The following is a 17,954-nucleotide window of genomic DNA, read 5'->3' on the forward strand; positions in this document are numbered from 1 at the left end:
CAACCAAAAATTACCGCTTTTTATAGCCTATAATTTTGAAATACGAAAATTATTAGTATTTTCGTTATAGAAAACACAACAACACAATGAAAAAAGAAAAACTTATTGGCATCCGTAAGGGCAAGAAGATTTCGCAAACGGATATTGCAACCTATCTTAAAATAAGCCAAACCCAATACCAGAAAAGAGAATCCGGAAAGATAAAAATTACAGATTTAGAATGGCAGAGAATTGCGCAATTACTTGAAGTTTTTGTTGAGGATATTTATGAAGAAGATTTTCTCCTAAATAACCAGGAAGACATTAGACAAGAATTGCAATCCTTAAAAGAAAAGATTAAGGTTTTGGAACAAAAATTAAGATCATTTAAAACAACCTCAACTGCTGCTCCCTCGTTCCAGTAAAACCCTTCGTTGAAAGCTTAGGAAATTCTTTGTCTTTAAAAAATTTCTTTCTGCCGATTTTAAAAGTATTGTGAATCATTTCTGCAATGTTTCCTTCGCCTTTTTGCCTTTCAAACATTCTTTTGTCGCCCAGTTTTCCGCCGCGCATAGAACGGATGAGATTCAAAACCTTTTGCGCTCGGTCGGGAAAAGCGGTCTCAATCCATTTTATGAAAACGGGTTCTACCGTATCATTTAATCGTACCAAAGTATACCCAAAACTTTGAGCTCCGGCATCAGAAATAGCTTTTAAAATAGTTAAAGGCTCATCACTGTTTAATCCCGGAATAATCGGTGCTACCATGACATGAGTGGGTATCCCATTTTCAGAGAGAATTTCTATGGCTTTCAGTTTGTTTTTTGCAGAGCTGGTTCTGGGTTCCATTTTTCTTCGAAGATCTTCATTGATTGTCGGAATACTTAGTGAAACAGAAACCAGATTTTGTTCAGCCATAGGTTTTAAAATATCAATATCTCTTAAGATCAATGCATTTTTTGTCAGCACATTTACCGGATGTCTGTAATCAAGACAAACCTGCAGAATTTTTCTTGTAATCTCAAATTGACGTTCTGCAGGTTGGTAACAATCTGTATTTCCGGAGAGCAAAATCGGCGCAGGTTTATAGCCTCTTTTTCTGAAAAATTTTTCTAGTAATTCCGGAGCATTTTTCTTGACCATAATTCTTCTTTCAAAATCAATCCCGGCACTGTATCCCCAATATTCATGAGTGGGTCTCGCAAAGCAATAAGAACATCCGTGTTCACAACCCTGATAAGGATTCATCGAATATTCCATTGGTAAATCTTCGCTTTTCACCTGATTGACAATGGTTTTAGGAAAAACTTCGGTGAATGTAGTTTTTACAGATTCAAAATCTTCATCTTCAGGCTCATAGGTGTATTTGTCGAAACGATTGATAACATTTCGCTGTGCACCCTGACCTTTTATGATATTTTCGTTCTGCATTTCAACTGTAAATTTAGAATGGTTTTTTTCTAAAATAATGAGTTTTAACACTAAAGTTTTCCACAAAAAAATCCGGCTCCAAAAAATTTGGAAAACCGGATCTTCTAAAAAAATTTATATCTCTTACTTACTTCTTATTTGAATGCGTAAAACTCAATACCATGATCATCTTCGTCACTTTTTTTGTCAAAGTGTCTGTGATGATCCGAATAGTATTCGTTATACTTTTTATGCTTTTTACTTAAAATTTTTTTTACACTTAAAAAACTCAGTACTGCCAAAAGACCAACTCCGCTGGCAAGCAAAACTCCTACTTCTTTTTTCATGTTTTTTACAATTTTGTAATGTGGTCAAGCAAATAGTGTACCTTTTTAAAAAATTATTGTAACAATTTTTGTTAATATATATCCGTTTCTCTTACCATGAAATTATAGTCTTCATATTGGTTTATGGTTTAATAATTGTACTTACAGTAAAAAAATATTATTATGGAAAATCCCGACAATATAGACAGAATGACAACCCTTAGTCAGGTCATGGAAACTTTGAGAAAGAGAGGAATTCACAAAGAATTCAGAATGAATGAATCCTGTGAAATGAAATATGAAGATTCAGAAAAAAATTATAAGCCTGAGGAACTTACCATTCTTAAAACATACCGTTTTGAAGGTGACAGCAATCCTGCCGACAATGTTGTTTTGTACGTTGTACAGGCAGATGACCGAAACTTCGGAATCATTATCGATTCTTACGGAGCGGAAAGCAACTATCCCGGTCCTGAATTTGACAATTTTCTACGAAATATCCCTATTGAAGAAAGCGACGAGTATTAATAAACCGCCTTCATATAAAATCCCGAAATTATTCAGTTTCGGGATTTTCTTTTTTCTTAAATACTTTTCTGAACAATCCTTTCTTTTCTTTTGGTTTTTCAGTTTCAGGCTGAGCTTTTGTTTTTTCAGCAGTATTAGGGTCTGAAAAAGTCTTCGAAATATCTGTTTTAGCATTATTCAGCGATTTTTTGACGTCCTGAACGCCGCCTTTTACATCTTTCACCGTATTGACTGCTCCTTCAACGGTTTTTTTAGTTTTATCAACATTAATTCCGATCAGAGTTTTCTTTAAACCATCCTCAATACCTTTCCAGAACATATTAAAGAAGGATTTCGTAGGATCTCTTTCCACTCCTTCTACAACAACCGATTCGGGAAATTTACCGGAATCCGATTTAATGAAAATATTAGCAACAGCACTCAGAACACCTTTCTTCTCTTTACTTTTTTTATCTAAAATGGAAACTTTAAGATCTTTATGTTTAATATTGAATGTTCCGCCAATTCCCTTTGGATTTCCTTTAAAATTAAAAAGCATCTGCTGAATGGTTCCCGTTGCAGAAACGCTTAAATAAGGAACTACAAAAGAATTCAAAGCCGTGGCAGGAATATTGTCAAGATTTCCGGCAATCGTGAAATGATCGCCCTGATCTGCAGTATCAAATCCCCAGTTTACCGAAAGCGGTGAAGATTTCATAAATGTAGTATTGATATTAATTTTCACATGCGTTGGTTTTCCTTTCATCTTAGCGGAGTTCAGGTTTCTGACGTTCATATTAAAATTACTGAATGTCAGTTTTCCCGGCCCGCTGCTTTTCGGAGTATCTTCTTCGTATTCTAAAATTGAATTTTTCAGATTAAGATTGGCGATATACATCGGAATTTTAATCGATCTCAACATTCTGGAATACAAAGGTTTTATCTTTGGATCATCTGCCGGAATTTTAGATCTGAAAATATTGGCATTTGCAGAATTGACGGTAACGTTTGTCGCATTGATTGATTTGTTTTCAGAAAATAAATCCCAATTTCCCTGCGCCGAAATCTGACTAACCTTTATGTCATACAAGTCACTTTCCACGGGAATCATTCTGATAAACTGAGCTCTCGAAACCAGAGGGACCATCGCAAACTGACTGATGTTAATTTTGTTTTTGGTTAAAGCCAAACTTGCTGCATTCATTTTATAGAACTTTGTTTTATAAATGAAATTTTTAGTGTTCACGGCATAATCTTTTATCTTGACTGCCATTCCGTTTTTCGCAGTGTTTTCAACCAATTCAAGCTGATTCACGGTTGCATTCAGATCATTAAATGTCAAAGGCTGATTTTTGCTTTCGTATGTTAAATTTGAATTTTTAAGTGCAATTTTTCCAACAACAATAGGAAACTGAATTCCTTTCACCGCCGTCTTTTTCTTCGGAACAACTTTTCCTGCTGCAATTTTACCATTAATTCCATCAATTAAAATATCTTTTACGTCGAGGTTTAATTTCTTATCTACAAACTTAAAATCATTGATATTAAACTGGATAAGATTTGTTTTAAAATCCATTCCCATTCCGGGCGAATGGGTTGGTCTTGCAATAATATTTTTAATTTGTCCGCCTTTAGGATTCAAACTAAAACTCTCGACAGAAATATTCTGCTGATCATTATAATGAATTCCAGTTCCTGCAATTTTAAAATCTTTATATAAAACGGGTATTATTTCCTGTGAACTTTCTTTGGTAAATTCGAGTTTGTTGACATTCACACTCAGATTTTCGGCAAGAAAAAGATCGGTTTCATTCGGTTTCAGAATCTGAATTTTGGCATTATTCAGTTTAATATCATCTAAATTGAGTTCAAAACTGCGCTTTTTTTCATCTTTCTTTATGATTGAAGCACCTGTTTTATACACTTTAAGAAAAGGATTCTGAAAATCTGCATTGGCAAGCGAAACCTTATTTTTTTCCAATACAACATCCTTAAAATTCATCTTGGGAATACTGAACTGAAACATTTGAGTTTTCTGAGGATAAGTTTTTTTAAACTGCTCAAAAGAAATCATCGGCATCAACTGAAAGTTTTCAACAGACATTTGTCCGTTGGTCGTTGTAATCTGATCGATTTTTAAGGTATAAATGTCATCCGGCTGAAAGAAAAAATCTTTTCCGCGAATGCTGTATTGATCAAAAACTACCGGAAGTTTATTTTCAACAGATTCTTCAGTCATCTGCAGGTTTTCTACATACAGATCAAGCTGATTGACTCCTATAAATTTCTGTTTGTTATGTTTAAAAACATTGATTGTACCTTTATTGATTCTGATATTCTCAAACATCACCGGATTTCTTTTTTTTCCGGTTTTTTTATCAACAGGTTTTGCCAGAATAATATTGAGATCAGGTTTTGCCAGTAACAGATCAGAAGAACTTATAACTTTATTGAATATCGCATCATAAATCCCGAACCGGCTGATTTTTAAAGTATCAATCGTTCCCTGAAGACCTATAACGTTTGTATTTTGTGGATTCTTATTGTTGACGGTGATTCCGGTTGCAAAAATATTTCCGGTTCCAAGGTCTACATCCAAAGATTTGTATGAAACTTTATAATCCGTATTTTCCTTGATGTAATCAGGAAGCTGGGTTTTAAGCCAAAGGTTGAGAGCAAGATTCGCTAGTAGAATCACTCCGACAAATATTCCTAAAAAAAGGAAGAGCTTTTTTACCCATTTTTTTTTCATGGTGGTAAGTTTTTAGTTTAAAACAAAAAAATATTGAGTACAAATACTGATGTGGTACAAAATATTTGAATTGCCAAAATCAGACCATCCCGAAAATCAGGGAAATGCTAATTTTTCACTTCAAGTTCAATTACATATCCTTCATGTCCTCTTACATTCATAAAATTTCCGCCTTCAAATCCCAAATATTGCCCTTTTATTCCGGTAAGCCTTCCTGTAAACTCAGGATTTTTATCTAGTGTAAACGAGCTTACTTTTTCCGGTTTTCCGAAAGGATAATCGAATTTCCACATATTTTCGCCTTCAGAATAGAATTTCTGAAAATCTTCAGGAAAATACTCTCGTATTTTCTGCTGAAAATCTGCAAGATCTATATCATCTTCAAAATCGTCCTGAAGCATTTTTCTCCAGTTTGTTTTATCCGGAAGATGCTCTTTTAAGGCAACTTCTATCATTCCGGCTTCGTAACGGTTTTCAGTTCTTGCAATCGGCAAAGCGAAAGTTGCTCCCTGATCGATCCATCGTGTCGGAATTTGTGTATTTCTGGTCACTCCCACTTTCACATCACCGGTATAAGCTAAATATACGGTATGCGGTTGCAATTGGATTTCTTTTTCTACATCAAGATCTCTTTCACCAATTCCCAAATGCGCCGTAGAAAGTTCGGGACGGATAATGGTATCACTTGCATAAGGGCTTTCGAAGAAACAGCTTTTACAAAACCCCATTCTGTAAATCGTTTTATCTAAACCACAATTCACACACTGAAATCCGGCATGTTTTATCGTCAGTTCTTTCCCAAAAAGCTCATTCATATGAATAAGATCTCCCGAAAGATTAAGATAATACTGAATAGGTTGATCATTAAAGCTCGTCATTTTTAAAATTTGCCCCTTAAATTGCATATTAATTTTATTTGAAGTAAAAGTACAAAAACAGGAAATATCATCATCAATAGTTTTCAAAACAAATTCACTTATTAAAAACGATGTTTATATATTTTAAATATTATCAATTTATTAAACAAAAGAAATTCTTAAATTTATACTTTTGTGCAACTAAAACACTAAGATGACATATCTCGTAACAGGAGGAAGCGGATTTATAGGTTCTCACTTGATTGAAAAATTATTGAAAGAAGGACATTCTGTCATAAATATTGACAACTTCGATGATTTTTATGATTATAAAGTAAAAATCAAAAATACTTTAGAATCTTTAGGTAAAAAATCTGAATTTGAATTTTCACAAAAAGAAAATGATATTCTACATTTGATCTCTATTTCAAAGTCAGAAAACCACACTTTATATTTTCAGGATATAAGAGATAAAAACGGGCTTGAAAAAATTTTTACCGATCATAAAATCGATCAGATCATTCATCTTGCGGCTCTTGCAGGTGTGAGACCTTCCATAGAACGTCCTTTAGAATACGAAGAGGTGAATGTTCGCGGAACGATGAATCTTTGGGAGCTTTGCAAACAGTTCGGCATTAAGAAATTTATTTGTGCATCTTCATCGAGCGTTTACGGCAACAATGAAAAAACGCCTTTCTCTGAAACCGACAATGTAGATAAACCTATTTCTCCCTATGCAGCTACCAAAAAAAGCGGTGAAATTTTAGGACACGTTTATCATGGTTTATACGGAATTGATATGTTTCAATTAAGATTTTTTACGGTTTACGGACCGAGACAAAGACCGGATTTGGCCATTCATAAATTTACAAAACTCATTTCTGAAGACAAAGAAATCCCGTTCTATGGCGACGGAACAACGGCAAGAGACTATACTTATATTGATGATATCATCGACGGGATCGTAAAATCATCTCAATATCTTGAGAAAAATTCCGGTGTTTACGAAATTATAAACTTAGGAGAAAGCCAGGTTATCAATTTAAACGAAATGCTTTCAACTTTGGAAACACTTTTAGGAAAATCTGCCATCAGAAAAAATCTGCCAATGCAACCCGGCGATGTCACAAAAACCAATGCAGATATTACCAAAGCAAAGAATTTAGTAGGCTATAATCCTGTCACCAACTTCCAAAATGGCACAAAAAAATTTGTGGAATGGTTTTTGAGAAAATGACAGCAATATGCAGGAAATGCCCTATAAATGTATAATGGCACAGAAAGCATTAAAAGTTTAATAAAAAGAATTGAAAATCAAGTCATAAAAAAGTTTATAATATAACCTATTTTTATACTTTTGCAAAAAAATAAAAAATTATGTACTGGACATTAGAATTAGCTTCATATTTAAGCGACGCACCTTGGCCGATGACAAAAGCAGAACTTATCGATTATGCCATCAGAACTGGTGCACCGATGGAAGTTGTAGAAAACCTTCAGGCAATCGAAGATGAAGGTGAAATTTACGATGCGATCGATGAGATTTGGAGCGACTATCCTACAGACGAAGATTATCTGTGGAACGAAGACGAATATTAAGACAAAGCATAAGCTTTAAGTAGTACACTTAAAGCTTTTTAAATATAACATACACACTAAGCGTGTAATTTTAATATGCTTAAAGCATCTAAACTTTAAGCTTAAATCAAATTCTATGAGTTTTTTAAATAAAGTTCTTAAAGGGTTTTTGGGAGACAAAAAAGCGCAGGACCTAAAGGAAGTAAAAAAAGTTGTAACAAAAATCAAAGCTGTTGAACCAAACATCGGAGAATTATCTGATGATGGTTTGAGAGAGAAAACTGCCGAATTCAAATCTAAAATCAAAGAAGCGACAGCCAGTATCACAGCGCAGATAGAACAAATTAAAGAGCAAATAAAAAACTCTACCAATGTTGATGAGAAAGAAGCTCTGTTTTCTAAAATCGAAGCTTTAAAGAAAGATTCTTACGAAATTGAAGAAAAAGTTCTTTTGCAGGTTCTTCCTGAAGCTTTTGCTTTGATTAAAGAAACATCCAGAAGATGGGCACAAAACGGAGAAATTCGTGTAACTGCTTCAGACTGGGATCGTCAATTGGCAGCAGCAGGAAAAGATTTCATTGAAATACAAGGAGATCAGGCCGTATGGAAAAACACATGGAATGCAGCCGGAACACCCGTCGTTTGGGATATGGTGCATTATGATGTACAGTTCATCGGTGGGGTCATTCTTCACAGCGGAAAAATTGCCGAAATGGCAACCGGTGAAGGTAAAACCTTGGTAGGAACACTTCCTATTTATTTAAATGCACTTCCCGAAAGAGGAGTTCACGTGGTAACCGTAAACGACTATCTTGCAAAAAGAGACTCGGCTTGGATGGGACCATTGTACCAATTCCACGGAATGTCGATTGACTGTATTGATAATCACCAACCGAACTCAGACGGAAGAAGACAGGCATACAACTCAGATATTACTTACGGAACCAATAATGAATTCGGTTTTGATTACCTGAGAGATAACATGGTAACTTCACCTTCAGAATTGGTACAAAGAGAACTGAACTTTGCTATCGTCGATGAGGTTGACTCTGTTTTAGTAGATGATGCAAGAACACCATTGATTATTTCAGGACCTGTTCCTCAGGGTGACAGACAGGAATTTGATGTTCTGAAGCCTTCTATCGACAGAATCGTAGAAGTTCAGAAAAAAACAGTTTCTGCAATATTTAATGAAGCTAAAAAATTAATCGCTGCAGGAAACACAAAAGAAGGAGGATTCAAATTGCTTCAGGCTTACAGAGGTCTTCCTAAAAACAGACAATTAATTAAATTCTTATCGGAAAGCGGAAACCGTGCATTGCTTCAGAAAGTTGAAGCTCAGTATATGCAGGATAACAATCGCGATATGCCGATTGTAGATAAAGATCTTTACTTCGTAATTGAAGAAAAAAACAATCAGGTTGACCTTACAGACAAAGGTGTTGAATACATGTCTCAAGGAAACTCTGATCAAAATTTCTTCGTTCTTCCGGATATCGGAACTGAAATCGCTGAGGTTGAGGCTAAGAATTTATCTAAAGAAGAAGAATTTGAAGCTAAAGAAAAATTATTCTCAGAATTTGCAGAAAAATCTGAAAGAGTTCACACCATGAGCCAATTGCTAAAGGCATATACATTATTTGAAAAAGACGATGAATATGTGGTAATTGACGGTGAGGTAAAAATTGTTGATGAGCAGACAGGCCGTATCATGGAAGGAAGACGTTATTCAGATGGTCTTCACCAGGCAATTGAAGCTAAAGAAAATGTAAAAATCGAGGCAGCAACTCAGACATTTGCAACAGTTACCCTTCAGAACTATTTCCGTATGTACAATAAACTTGCGGGGATGACCGGTACTGCTGAAACTGAAGCCGGAGAACTTTGGCAGATCTACAAATTAGACGTTGTGGTAATTCCAACCAACCGTCCGATCCAAAGACATGACAGACAAGATTTGGTTTATAAAACCAACAGAGAAAAATATAACGCTGTAATTGAAGAAATCGAAAGATTAACAGCAGCAGGAAGACCGGTATTGGTGGGTACAACTTCTGTTGAGATTTCACAATTATTATCAAAAGCACTAAGTTTAAGAAAGATTCAGCATCAGGTTTTGAATGCGAAACTTCACAAAAAAGAAGCGGAGATCGTTGCTGGAGCTGGTCAGCCAGGAGTTGTAACGATTGCAACCAACATGGCAGGTCGTGGTACCGATATTAAGCTTTCGAAAGAAGTAAAAGAAGCAGGCGGTTTAGCAATTATCGGAACAGAAAGACACGATTCAAGACGTGTTGACAGACAGTTGAGAGGTAGAGCGGGACGTCAGGGAGATCCTGGAAGTTCCCAGTTCTATGTTTCTCTGGAAGACAACTTGATGCGTTTATTCGGTTCTGAAAGAATCGCTAAAATGATGGACAGAATGGGTCATAAAGAAGGTGAAGTTATTCAGCATTCTATGATCTCAAAATCTATCGAAAGAGCTCAGAAAAAAGTAGAAGAAAACAACTTTGGGGTAAGAAAAAGACTTCTTGAGTATGATGACGTAATGAACAAGCAGCGTGACGTTATCTACAAAAGAAGAAAGAATGCATTGTTCGGTGATCATTTAAAATATGATATTACCAACATGATTTTTGATGTGGCAAATTCTATAGTAGCCAAAGGAAAAACTTCCGGAAATTACAAAGATTTTGAGTTTGAAATCATCAAGAATTTCACCATGCAATCTCCGGTTTCTGAAAATGATTTTAAATCTAAACAGGTTGCGGATCTTACCGATATTGTTTTCAAAGCAGCTCAGGAAGACTATCAAATGAAGCTGAACTTATTGAAAGAAAAATCATTCCCGATTATTGAGAATGTTTATCAGAATCAGGGTTCAATGTTTAAAATGATTCAGGTTCCTTTCACAGATGGTCACAAAACAACAACAATTGTTACGGATCTGAAGGAAGCTTATGAAACTCATTGCGATAGTCTTATTAATGATTTTGAAAAGAATATTACCTTATCAATCATCGATGAGAACTGGAAACTTCACCTTCGTGAAATGGATGATCTGAGAAGATCTTCTCAGGGTGCTGTTTATGAGCAGAAGGATCCTTTGGTGATTTACAAGCAGGAATCTTTCCACTTATTCAGCGAAATGGTTGATAAGATGAATAAAGAAATTATCAGTTTCTTATATAAAGGAGAAATTCCCGCATAAGAGATAAAAATTATAAATTTCACAAAAACCCGTTCTTATTGGAGCGGGTTTTTCTTATTTATTGAATAATATTTGGAAAATAATATGACAAATATCAACGCGGTAATTTATTTAGAATAATTAAAAAGAATATATTTGCAGAAAATTTGACTTTCATGAAAAAAATCTTGGTTTGCGCCTCCCTGCTTGGGACAATATTTACTTTCGCACAGGAAAGAGATACCTTAAAATCTAATAACATTGAAGAGGTTATCGTAAACGGGAAATACTATAAAAAATATGTTGAGAAAGAAGGTTCTTCGTCAATGCGTTTAGATGAGGAATTAATCAAGATCCCTCAAAATGTTTCCATAATTACCAACAGAGCATTAGAAGATCAGCAAGTTACTACTTTAAGTGATGGTGTTCTGAGAAATGTTGCCGGAGCTCAAAGATTGGAACACTGGGGAGATATGTACACGAGAGTCAATATGCGTGGTTCAAGAGCTGCCGCTTTTATGAATGGAGTAAATGTAACTTCAAACTGGGGACCACTTAGCGAAGATATGTCTTTTGTAGATCATATTGAGTTTATCAAAGGACCATCAGGATTTTTGATGTCAAACGGTGAACCAAGCGGAATTTATAATATCGTAACTAAAAAACCTACAGGACAATCTTTGAATGGTTCTGCAAGAGTAACTTTAGGAAGCTTCAATATGTATAGAGGAGAAGCTGATATTGATACTAAAATTACTAATAAAGTTGCTTTTAGATTGAACTTAATGGCTCAAAACAAAAACAGTTTCAGAGATTATGAATTTAATGACAGATATATCATCAATCCTTCATTGAAAGTAAATCTTACCGATAAAACAACTTTAACGGCAGAATATATTTACCAAAAAGCAAAGATGTCTGAGGTGGGTTCTGCGTACGTATTCAGTTTTGAAGGTTATGGAACAAAACCTGTGGAATATACAGCAACTGATCCGGGTATTGATCCTACTAAAGTTGATAATAATACAGTAAATATTAATTTGCAACATAAATTCAATGAGAACTGGAAATTAACTTCCCAACTTACGTATGTTAATGAATATACTATGGGGAGTAATCTGTGGCCAAGCAGCTTTGAAGGAAATTATATGATCCGTCGATTAGGTTATTGGGAGGCAGATAACACGATGAAATTCGGACAAATTTTCTTGAATGGTTATGCTAAAACAGGAATGGTTTCACATAAAATCTTAGCAGGGCTTGATTTAGGAAGCAAAAAATATATGGCTGACTGGTCTCAAGGATATAATCTTGATAAATATAATGAAAATGATGATTATACTGCACCAGCCGATTACAGCTATTGGTATAATTTAGATACAAACAATTATGATATTAATGGCAATGGAGCATATTACGGATCAAATAACTCATCTGCCTATGTTCCGTTTGATAAAACAAAACCTCTTTCTGTAAGAGCAGGACTTGGAAGTACGATAGAACAAAATTATACAGGTTTATATCTACAAGACGAATTAGGCTTTTTGGATGACAGATTGAGATTAACTCTTGCAGCCCGTTATACAAACGTGAAAGAAAATAATTATGGTACTAAAGCGGATGCAGATAAAATCACTCCTCGTGTAGGAATCAGCTATTCAATTGATGATAATTTATCTGTTTATGGTTTGTATGACCAGGCATTTGTGCCGCAGGCTGCAATCTTCAGAGATGGAAGCACCGTAAAACCAATTACAGGAAACAACATGGAAATCGGGGTAAAAAAAGATTGGTTCGGAGGAAAATGGAACACCACCCTTTCAGCATATAACATTATAAAAAATAATGCAACTGTGGCCGATCCTACAAACAGTCCTTCCGAGCAATTTTCGATCCTACTTGGGAAAACAAGAGTTCAAGGAGTTGAATTTGATCTAAAAGGTGAAATTACAAAAGGATTTAATGCAATATTTAACTATGCCTTCACTGAAAATAAGGTAACAGAATCAAACGATCCTGCAAGCAATCCAGTAGGCATGAGAGTTCCTGGATATGCAAAACATACTGCAAACGGATGGCTAAACTATACATTTACTGATGGGGTTTTAGAAGGTTTTGGTTTATCTTTCGGCGGAACTTACTTAGCAGACAGAAGCACATGGTCTTGGGCAAATTCAGGTACTCAGAAAGATTTAAATGATTATGTGAAATTTGATGCAGGAGCATCATGGGAGAATGCTAAATTTAGAGTTGGACTTAACATATTCAATGTATTCAACAGATACTTATATTCAGGTTCACCTTATGGAAATTATTATTACTACCAAGCTGAAGCGCCAAGGAACTTTAGACTATCAATCGGATACAAATTTTAACATAAATAAAAGTTAACCCCTCAAAAGGTTAACTTTTTTCTCATGCGAAAAAAACATCACCACAAAAAGAAACCTTCTTTTACAAAAAAATGGTCTGCCAAGCTGCATTTGTGGTTTGGTTTGTCGGTTGGGCTTATTGTATTTGTTGTTTCTTTGACGGGGACGATGTATGTTTTTAAGGATGAAATTCAGGATCAGCTGAGAAAGGATGTGATTTATGTAAAAGCTCAAACAATTACACAAAATCCTCTTTCAATTGAAATTTTAAAGGAAAAAGTTTCGCTGGAAATCAATGAAAAGTTTCCGATCAGTTCAGTTGAGATTCCTTTAGACAAAAATAAATCATACGAATTTCTGTATTACGAAAAAGATAAAAAGGGTTGGAATTATTTTGATGAAGTAAAGATCAACAAGCTGGTCTATGTCAATCAATATAATGGGCAAATTTTAGGAATTTATAACGAAAAATACGATCTCTTCCCTATTTTAAAATCAATACACTGGAGCTTATTATTAAAAGCTGATTGGGGAAAATATGTGGTAGGGATTCCTGTTGTTTTGTTTATAATGATGCTTATTACCGGCATTATTCTTTGGTGTCCCAAAAATAAGAGTGCAGCAAAAGGTCGTTTTTGGTTTAAATGGGAAAATGTAAAAACCTGGAAACGTAAAAACTATGATCTCCACAATATTTTAGGATTTTACGCATCTTTTATTGCTTTATTATTAAGTTTATCAGGAATATACTTCGCTTATCCGTGGGTGAAAAATACATTCAATCTTACATTATCCGGATCTTCTGAACTTCCGAAAGAAAAAGAAATCAAATCACCTGATTCACTTTTAGCAAAAAACAATTCTGTTTTTGACCTTTCAGCTCAGGAAACAAAAAATTTATACCCTGAGTCTTCAAGCTTCAGAATTCCACTCAACGGTAAAAATAAAAAAGGGAAAGAACTAAAAAACATTCCTGTCACAGTCTATGGTGAAGACGGAAAATTTGCCATCAGAAACCAGATTGTTTTCGACAAATATTCGGGTAAACTTTTATCAAACAAACCTCATCAGCAACTCAATAACGCAGAAAAATATGCCAATGCCAATTATGATGTTCATACCGGTTCTTATTTCGGGTTGGTCGGGAAAATCATCTGGTTTATCGCAGGATTGATCTGTACCTCACTGCCGGTTACCGGATTTTTAGTGTGGTGGGGAAAAAAGAAAAAACAAGGAAAGAAAATATAATGAAAAAGGTTCTTCTATCAGTAGCTTGTCTCGCAACCGTTACTGCTTTTGCACAGGAAAAAGACAGTTTAAAAATAAAAAATGTAGACGAAGTTGTACTTACGGCTTCCAGAAAAAAAGAAAGCATAAAAGAAATTCCGAGCTCTGTGACGATTGTTGGTGAAAAACAGGTTCAGTCGCAATTAACGGTGAATTCAGATATTACAAGCATTTTACAATATACCGTTCCGAGTTTGGCGACAAGTTCAGGACAGACGTCCAATACCGGACAAACATTAAGAGGACGTCAGGTTTTGGTTTTAATTGATGGCATTCCGCAATCAACACCATTGCGAAACGGAGCCAGAGATTTAAGATCAATCGACCCTTCAGTTATTGAAAGAATCGAGGTTATTAAAGGAGCTTCATCTATTTATGGAAATGGCGCAGATGGAGGGATCATTAATTACATTACCCGAAAAAGCAATTCTGACAAGAAAATTTCAGGAATTTCGCAGGTTGGAATTACAGGTCAGCCGTATGGCGAAACATTAGGCTTCAGAGCAAGCCAGTTGTTTTCAGGGCAAATTACCAAAAAGTTTGACTACGTTGCTTCATTAGCCTACGAAAGAACTGGTTATATGAAAGATGCGGATGGTGTTTATTTAAGTCCGACATACAGTCCGGCAAAAATGGATAACTACAACGGAATGTTGAAGTTAGGTTATAATTTTAATGAAAACCAACGAATTGAAGCCTCTTACATTGGTTATGCTTCAAGATCTGATCTTAATTTAGGTTTAAGAACAGGTAAATACGGTATCTCTCCGACAATAGGTGAAGGTGAAGGAAAAAATCTTGAAACCACACCACAAGGAACTCCACGAAACCATAATATTAAAGTAAGCTACGACAATAAAAACATCTGGAAAGGAACTTCATTAAATGTAAACCTTTACATGCAGGATTTCAGAACAGTTTACGGCTATAGCGATACATTCTTTGGAGGAGGACAATCTAATGTGATTTCTAAAAAATACGGAGCCAGAGCCAACTTTGACACTCAGCTTTGGAGCGCTAAAAATTCTCAGGCAGAAATTATTTATGGGGTCGATGTTTTAAATGATGAGACGGTTCAGAAACTGGAAGACGGCCGTTACTGGACTCCCGATATGGATATGACGAATATTGCTCCTTTTATGTTGGTTAAAATCGATTTATTAAAGAAAATTACCATCAAAGGGGGTCTTCGGTACGAAAACATGAAAGTAAATGTCGGTGATTTCAACACCCTTTCAAGCATTAAAAATGACGGAACATTTACCCAAAGTATCTTTGTAAAAGGTGGAGACCTTGAATATAATGCATTGGTAGGAAACATTGGTGTTCGTTATAATATCAACCCGACCATTAACCTTTTCGGAAGCTTTTCACAGGCATATTCGATCAACGAGCTGGGAAGAATTCTGAGAACTTCCACTTCAGATACCATTACAAATCTTGAAACAAAACCAATTATTGTCAACAATTATGAATTGGGAGCAACAGGACAGATTGCAAAATGGATCAATTATGAAGTAACTTCTTACGTAAGCACTTCAAAATTGGGAGCTACTTTTATCCAGAGTCCGGACAGAGCCTTGACGATCCAGAGAGCTCCTGAAGTCGTGTATGGTGTGGAAGGTTTTCTACATTTTAACCCTACAAAATGGATCAATTTCGGAGGAAGCTACAGCTGGATAGAAGGAATTACTTCACCAAAAGATGATGGCGATTATTCAACAAAAATCAACAACAGCAGAATTTCTGCACCAAAAGTTTTGGCATATGCACAGGTAAAACCAATTGAAAAATTATCTGTTGGGTTAGATATGCTTCATAACTTTGGACAAGACAGATTCGATCCGAATGTTAAAACAGGATTGTATGTTTATGGTGAAGGTGAAGTTCCGGAATACACTGTTTTCAACTTTAAATCAAGTTACGAAGTCAACAACAACTGGAAGGTGTCTTTAGGTATTGAAAATGTTTTCAACAAAATGTATCAGCCTGCTATTGCATGGTGGGCTGCAAGAGACGCAGATTTTACCAATTCTTTGGGAATGAGAGGAACTTTTATGGTTGAATATAAGTTTTAATCAAAGTTTTAAACATTTAAAATATTCAAAGTTTGTCATTCTGAAAGAATCTAGGTACGAATCTTAGCAAATTACATTTTAATACTGTGCTTAGATCCTTTCAGGATGACAAACTGTACGCAGGCAAATAGAAATTTCATTTAACAACCATTATACAATTGTATTTCGGATTTAAGTGAAACGTCTTTGTTTATCTTAAAATCAAACTCAAACATTTAAAATAAGTCTTTGTCCATTGCGATTGAAGAAAAATTTCAAATTCAAAGACCAACACAATTTATAAGTATTCTAAATAAATTTTAAAATACTATCTTTGCCGAAGTTTAGAAAAGAATGAAGAAAAAGCATCATCATAAAAAGAAAATCAGCCCTTTTAAAAAATGGACAGGAAAGCTGCATTTATGGTTAGGATTATCGGTCGGTCTGATTATTTTTATTGTTTCTATTACGGGAACGCTGTTTGTATTTAAAGACGAAGTAGAGAATTTCACCAGAAAAGAAGTAATCTATCATAACGAGCAGAATATTACGCAGAAGCAGGTACTTCCTATTCGTACATTAGAAAAAATGGTAGATGAGCAGGTGAAAGAAAAGTTCAAAATCCATTGGGTGAATGTACCTATTGATAAAAAGATGTCTTATCAGTTTTACTGGTACGAACACAATACAGAAACCTGGAATTATTTCGATGAATTTCCTATTTATAAACTCGCTTACGTAAATCCTTACAACGGAAAAGTTCTGAAAGTTTATGACGAGAAAAACGGCTTTTTCAATATTGTAAAATCTATTCACTGGAGCTTTTTGCTAAAGCAGGATTGGGGTAAATATGTGGTGGGAATCCCCGTAATCATCTTTATCATCATGCTGATTTCCGGTATTATTCTTTGGTGGCCGAAAAATAAAGCAGCCAGAAAGCAACGTTTCTCTTTCAAATGGGAGAATGTAAAAAGCTGGAAAAGAAAGAACTATGACCTTCACAACGTCTTAGGGTTTTACGCATCCATATTTGCTTTAATATTCTCAATTACAGGGCTTTTTTATGCCTTTTTTGTCGTTCAGGCGATGATTTATTTCGTCTTTTCAGGTGGAAGCACGGCATATCCTGATTTTTCACACATTACAACAAAAGCTCCGATAGAAATGAGAACAGGCTCTACTTTAGATAAAGTAATTGCAACTGTTCAGGCAAAATATCCGGATTCTCATGGGTTTTCTGTCGATTTGGGACATCCGCATATGGATGATCACGAGCATCCCAATTTCGAAGTGTATGTAAAGCATTTATCTTATTCTTATCACAAAAGCAGCAGTCTTATTTTTGATGAAAACTCGGGTGAGCTTTTGCATACTCACGATATGAAAGATAAAAACTTTGGTGAAAAAACGGTAGGAGCCAATTACGACATTCACGTAGGATCAATTTTAGGATTGCCTACAAAAATTATTGCTTTTATAGTCAGTTTAATCTGTGCTTCGCTTCCTGTTACCGGCTTTTTAATCTGGTGGGGAAGAAGAAAAAAGACCAAAAAAACAATCTGATTTTTCAAATAAATCGGGTTTGCTGATTATTAATACAATCTTTTTTATAAATTTATTGCCTCGAAATTATACAATA

Annotated in this window: 13 protein-coding genes; 9 read left to right on the top strand and 4 right to left on the bottom strand. The window is 35.1% G+C overall.

Features of this window, described 5'->3' with window-relative positions; translation table 11 throughout:
• Positions 1-86 precede the first annotated feature (86 nt).
• Entirely contained in the window at positions 87-404 is a 318-nt protein-coding gene (locus BA768_RS03765; RefSeq protein ID WP_065719759.1) for a helix-turn-helix transcriptional regulator, read from the top strand.
• Here the strand turns inward: BA768_RS03765 and BA768_RS03770 are convergent.
• Both BA768_RS03770 and BA768_RS03775 read right to left on the bottom strand, forming a co-directional pair.
• Complete coding sequence (locus tag BA768_RS03770; protein WP_065719787.1) at positions 367-1,410, bottom strand: PA0069 family radical SAM protein; 1,044 nt, start codon at positions 1,408-1,410, stop codon at positions 367-369. The two genes, BA768_RS03765 and BA768_RS03770, sit on opposite strands and share 38 nt — an antisense overlap.
• Before the next feature lie 134 nt (positions 1,411-1,544).
• The gene (locus tag BA768_RS03775) at positions 1,545-1,736 is read right to left on the bottom strand and encodes a hypothetical protein (RefSeq protein WP_034677585.1); all 192 of its coding nucleotides are present in this window, start codon (positions 1,734-1,736) and stop codon (positions 1,545-1,547) included.
• A 162-nt stretch (positions 1,737-1,898) separates the two neighbouring features.
• Here BA768_RS03775 and BA768_RS03780 point away from each other — a divergent pair, with 162 nt between their 5' ends.
• Complete coding sequence (locus tag BA768_RS03780) at positions 1,899-2,243, top strand: hypothetical protein (protein WP_065719760.1); 345 nt, start codon at positions 1,899-1,901, stop codon at positions 2,241-2,243.
• A 28-nt stretch (positions 2,244-2,271) separates the two neighbouring features.
• On the opposite strand, the gene BA768_RS03785 is transcribed toward BA768_RS03780, so the two are convergent.
• Both BA768_RS03785 and BA768_RS03790 read right to left on the bottom strand, forming a co-directional pair.
• Positions 2,272-4,974, bottom strand: coding sequence for a hypothetical protein (locus tag BA768_RS03785; protein WP_065719761.1), 2,703 nt, complete (start codon positions 4,972-4,974; stop codon positions 2,272-2,274).
• A gap of 107 nt (positions 4,975-5,081) precedes the next feature.
• Positions 5,082-5,879 carry a DUF2797 domain-containing protein gene (locus tag BA768_RS03790; RefSeq protein ID WP_034677581.1) on the bottom strand — a complete coding sequence of 266 codons (798 nt, stop codon included), beginning with the start codon at positions 5,877-5,879 and terminating at the stop codon, positions 5,082-5,084.
• 166 nt (positions 5,880-6,045) lie between these two features.
• On the opposite strand from BA768_RS03790, the gene BA768_RS03795 reads away from it, so the two are divergent.
• The 7 genes from BA768_RS03795 to BA768_RS03825 all read left to right on the top strand — a co-directional run bounded on the left by BA768_RS03795 (position 6,046) and on the right by BA768_RS03825 (position 17,878).
• Positions 6,046-7,068 (top strand): GDP-mannose 4,6-dehydratase, encoded by a 1,023-nt coding sequence (locus BA768_RS03795; RefSeq protein WP_034677580.1) that lies wholly within the window; start codon positions 6,046-6,048, stop codon positions 7,066-7,068.
• A 140-nt stretch (positions 7,069-7,208) separates the two neighbouring features.
• Positions 7,209-7,430 (top strand): DUF2795 domain-containing protein, encoded by a 222-nt coding sequence (locus BA768_RS03800; protein WP_027382805.1) that lies wholly within the window; start codon positions 7,209-7,211, stop codon positions 7,428-7,430.
• A 115-nt stretch (positions 7,431-7,545) separates the two neighbouring features.
• Positions 7,546-10,620, top strand: a complete 3,075-nt coding sequence (gene secA / locus BA768_RS03805; protein WP_065719762.1) for a preprotein translocase subunit SecA — start codon at positions 7,546-7,548, stop codon at positions 10,618-10,620.
• A gap of 155 nt (positions 10,621-10,775) precedes the next feature.
• Positions 10,776-12,974: a TonB-dependent siderophore receptor gene (locus tag BA768_RS03810; protein WP_065719763.1), complete on the top strand. Its 2,199-nt coding sequence runs from the start codon at positions 10,776-10,778 to the stop codon at positions 12,972-12,974.
• Positions 12,975-13,016: 42 nt separating this feature from the next.
• Complete coding sequence (locus BA768_RS03815; RefSeq protein WP_065719764.1) at positions 13,017-14,219, top strand: PepSY-associated TM helix domain-containing protein; 1,203 nt, start codon at positions 13,017-13,019, stop codon at positions 14,217-14,219.
• Complete coding sequence (locus BA768_RS03820; protein WP_065719788.1) at positions 14,219-16,336, top strand: TonB-dependent receptor; 2,118 nt, start codon at positions 14,219-14,221, stop codon at positions 16,334-16,336. Before BA768_RS03815 ends, BA768_RS03820 begins: the two co-directional genes overlap by 1 nt.
• 333 nt (positions 16,337-16,669) lie before the next feature.
• A complete protein-coding gene (locus BA768_RS03825; RefSeq protein WP_065719765.1) occupies positions 16,670-17,878 on the top strand; it encodes a PepSY-associated TM helix domain-containing protein in 1,209 nt (402 codons plus the stop codon).
• The last annotated feature ends 76 nt before the right edge of the window (positions 17,879-17,954 follow it).

The sequence above is a fragment of the Chryseobacterium sp. CBo1 genome (genome assembly GCF_001693475.1).
Classification (GTDB): domain Bacteria; phylum Bacteroidota; class Bacteroidia; order Flavobacteriales; family Weeksellaceae; genus Chryseobacterium; species Chryseobacterium formosense.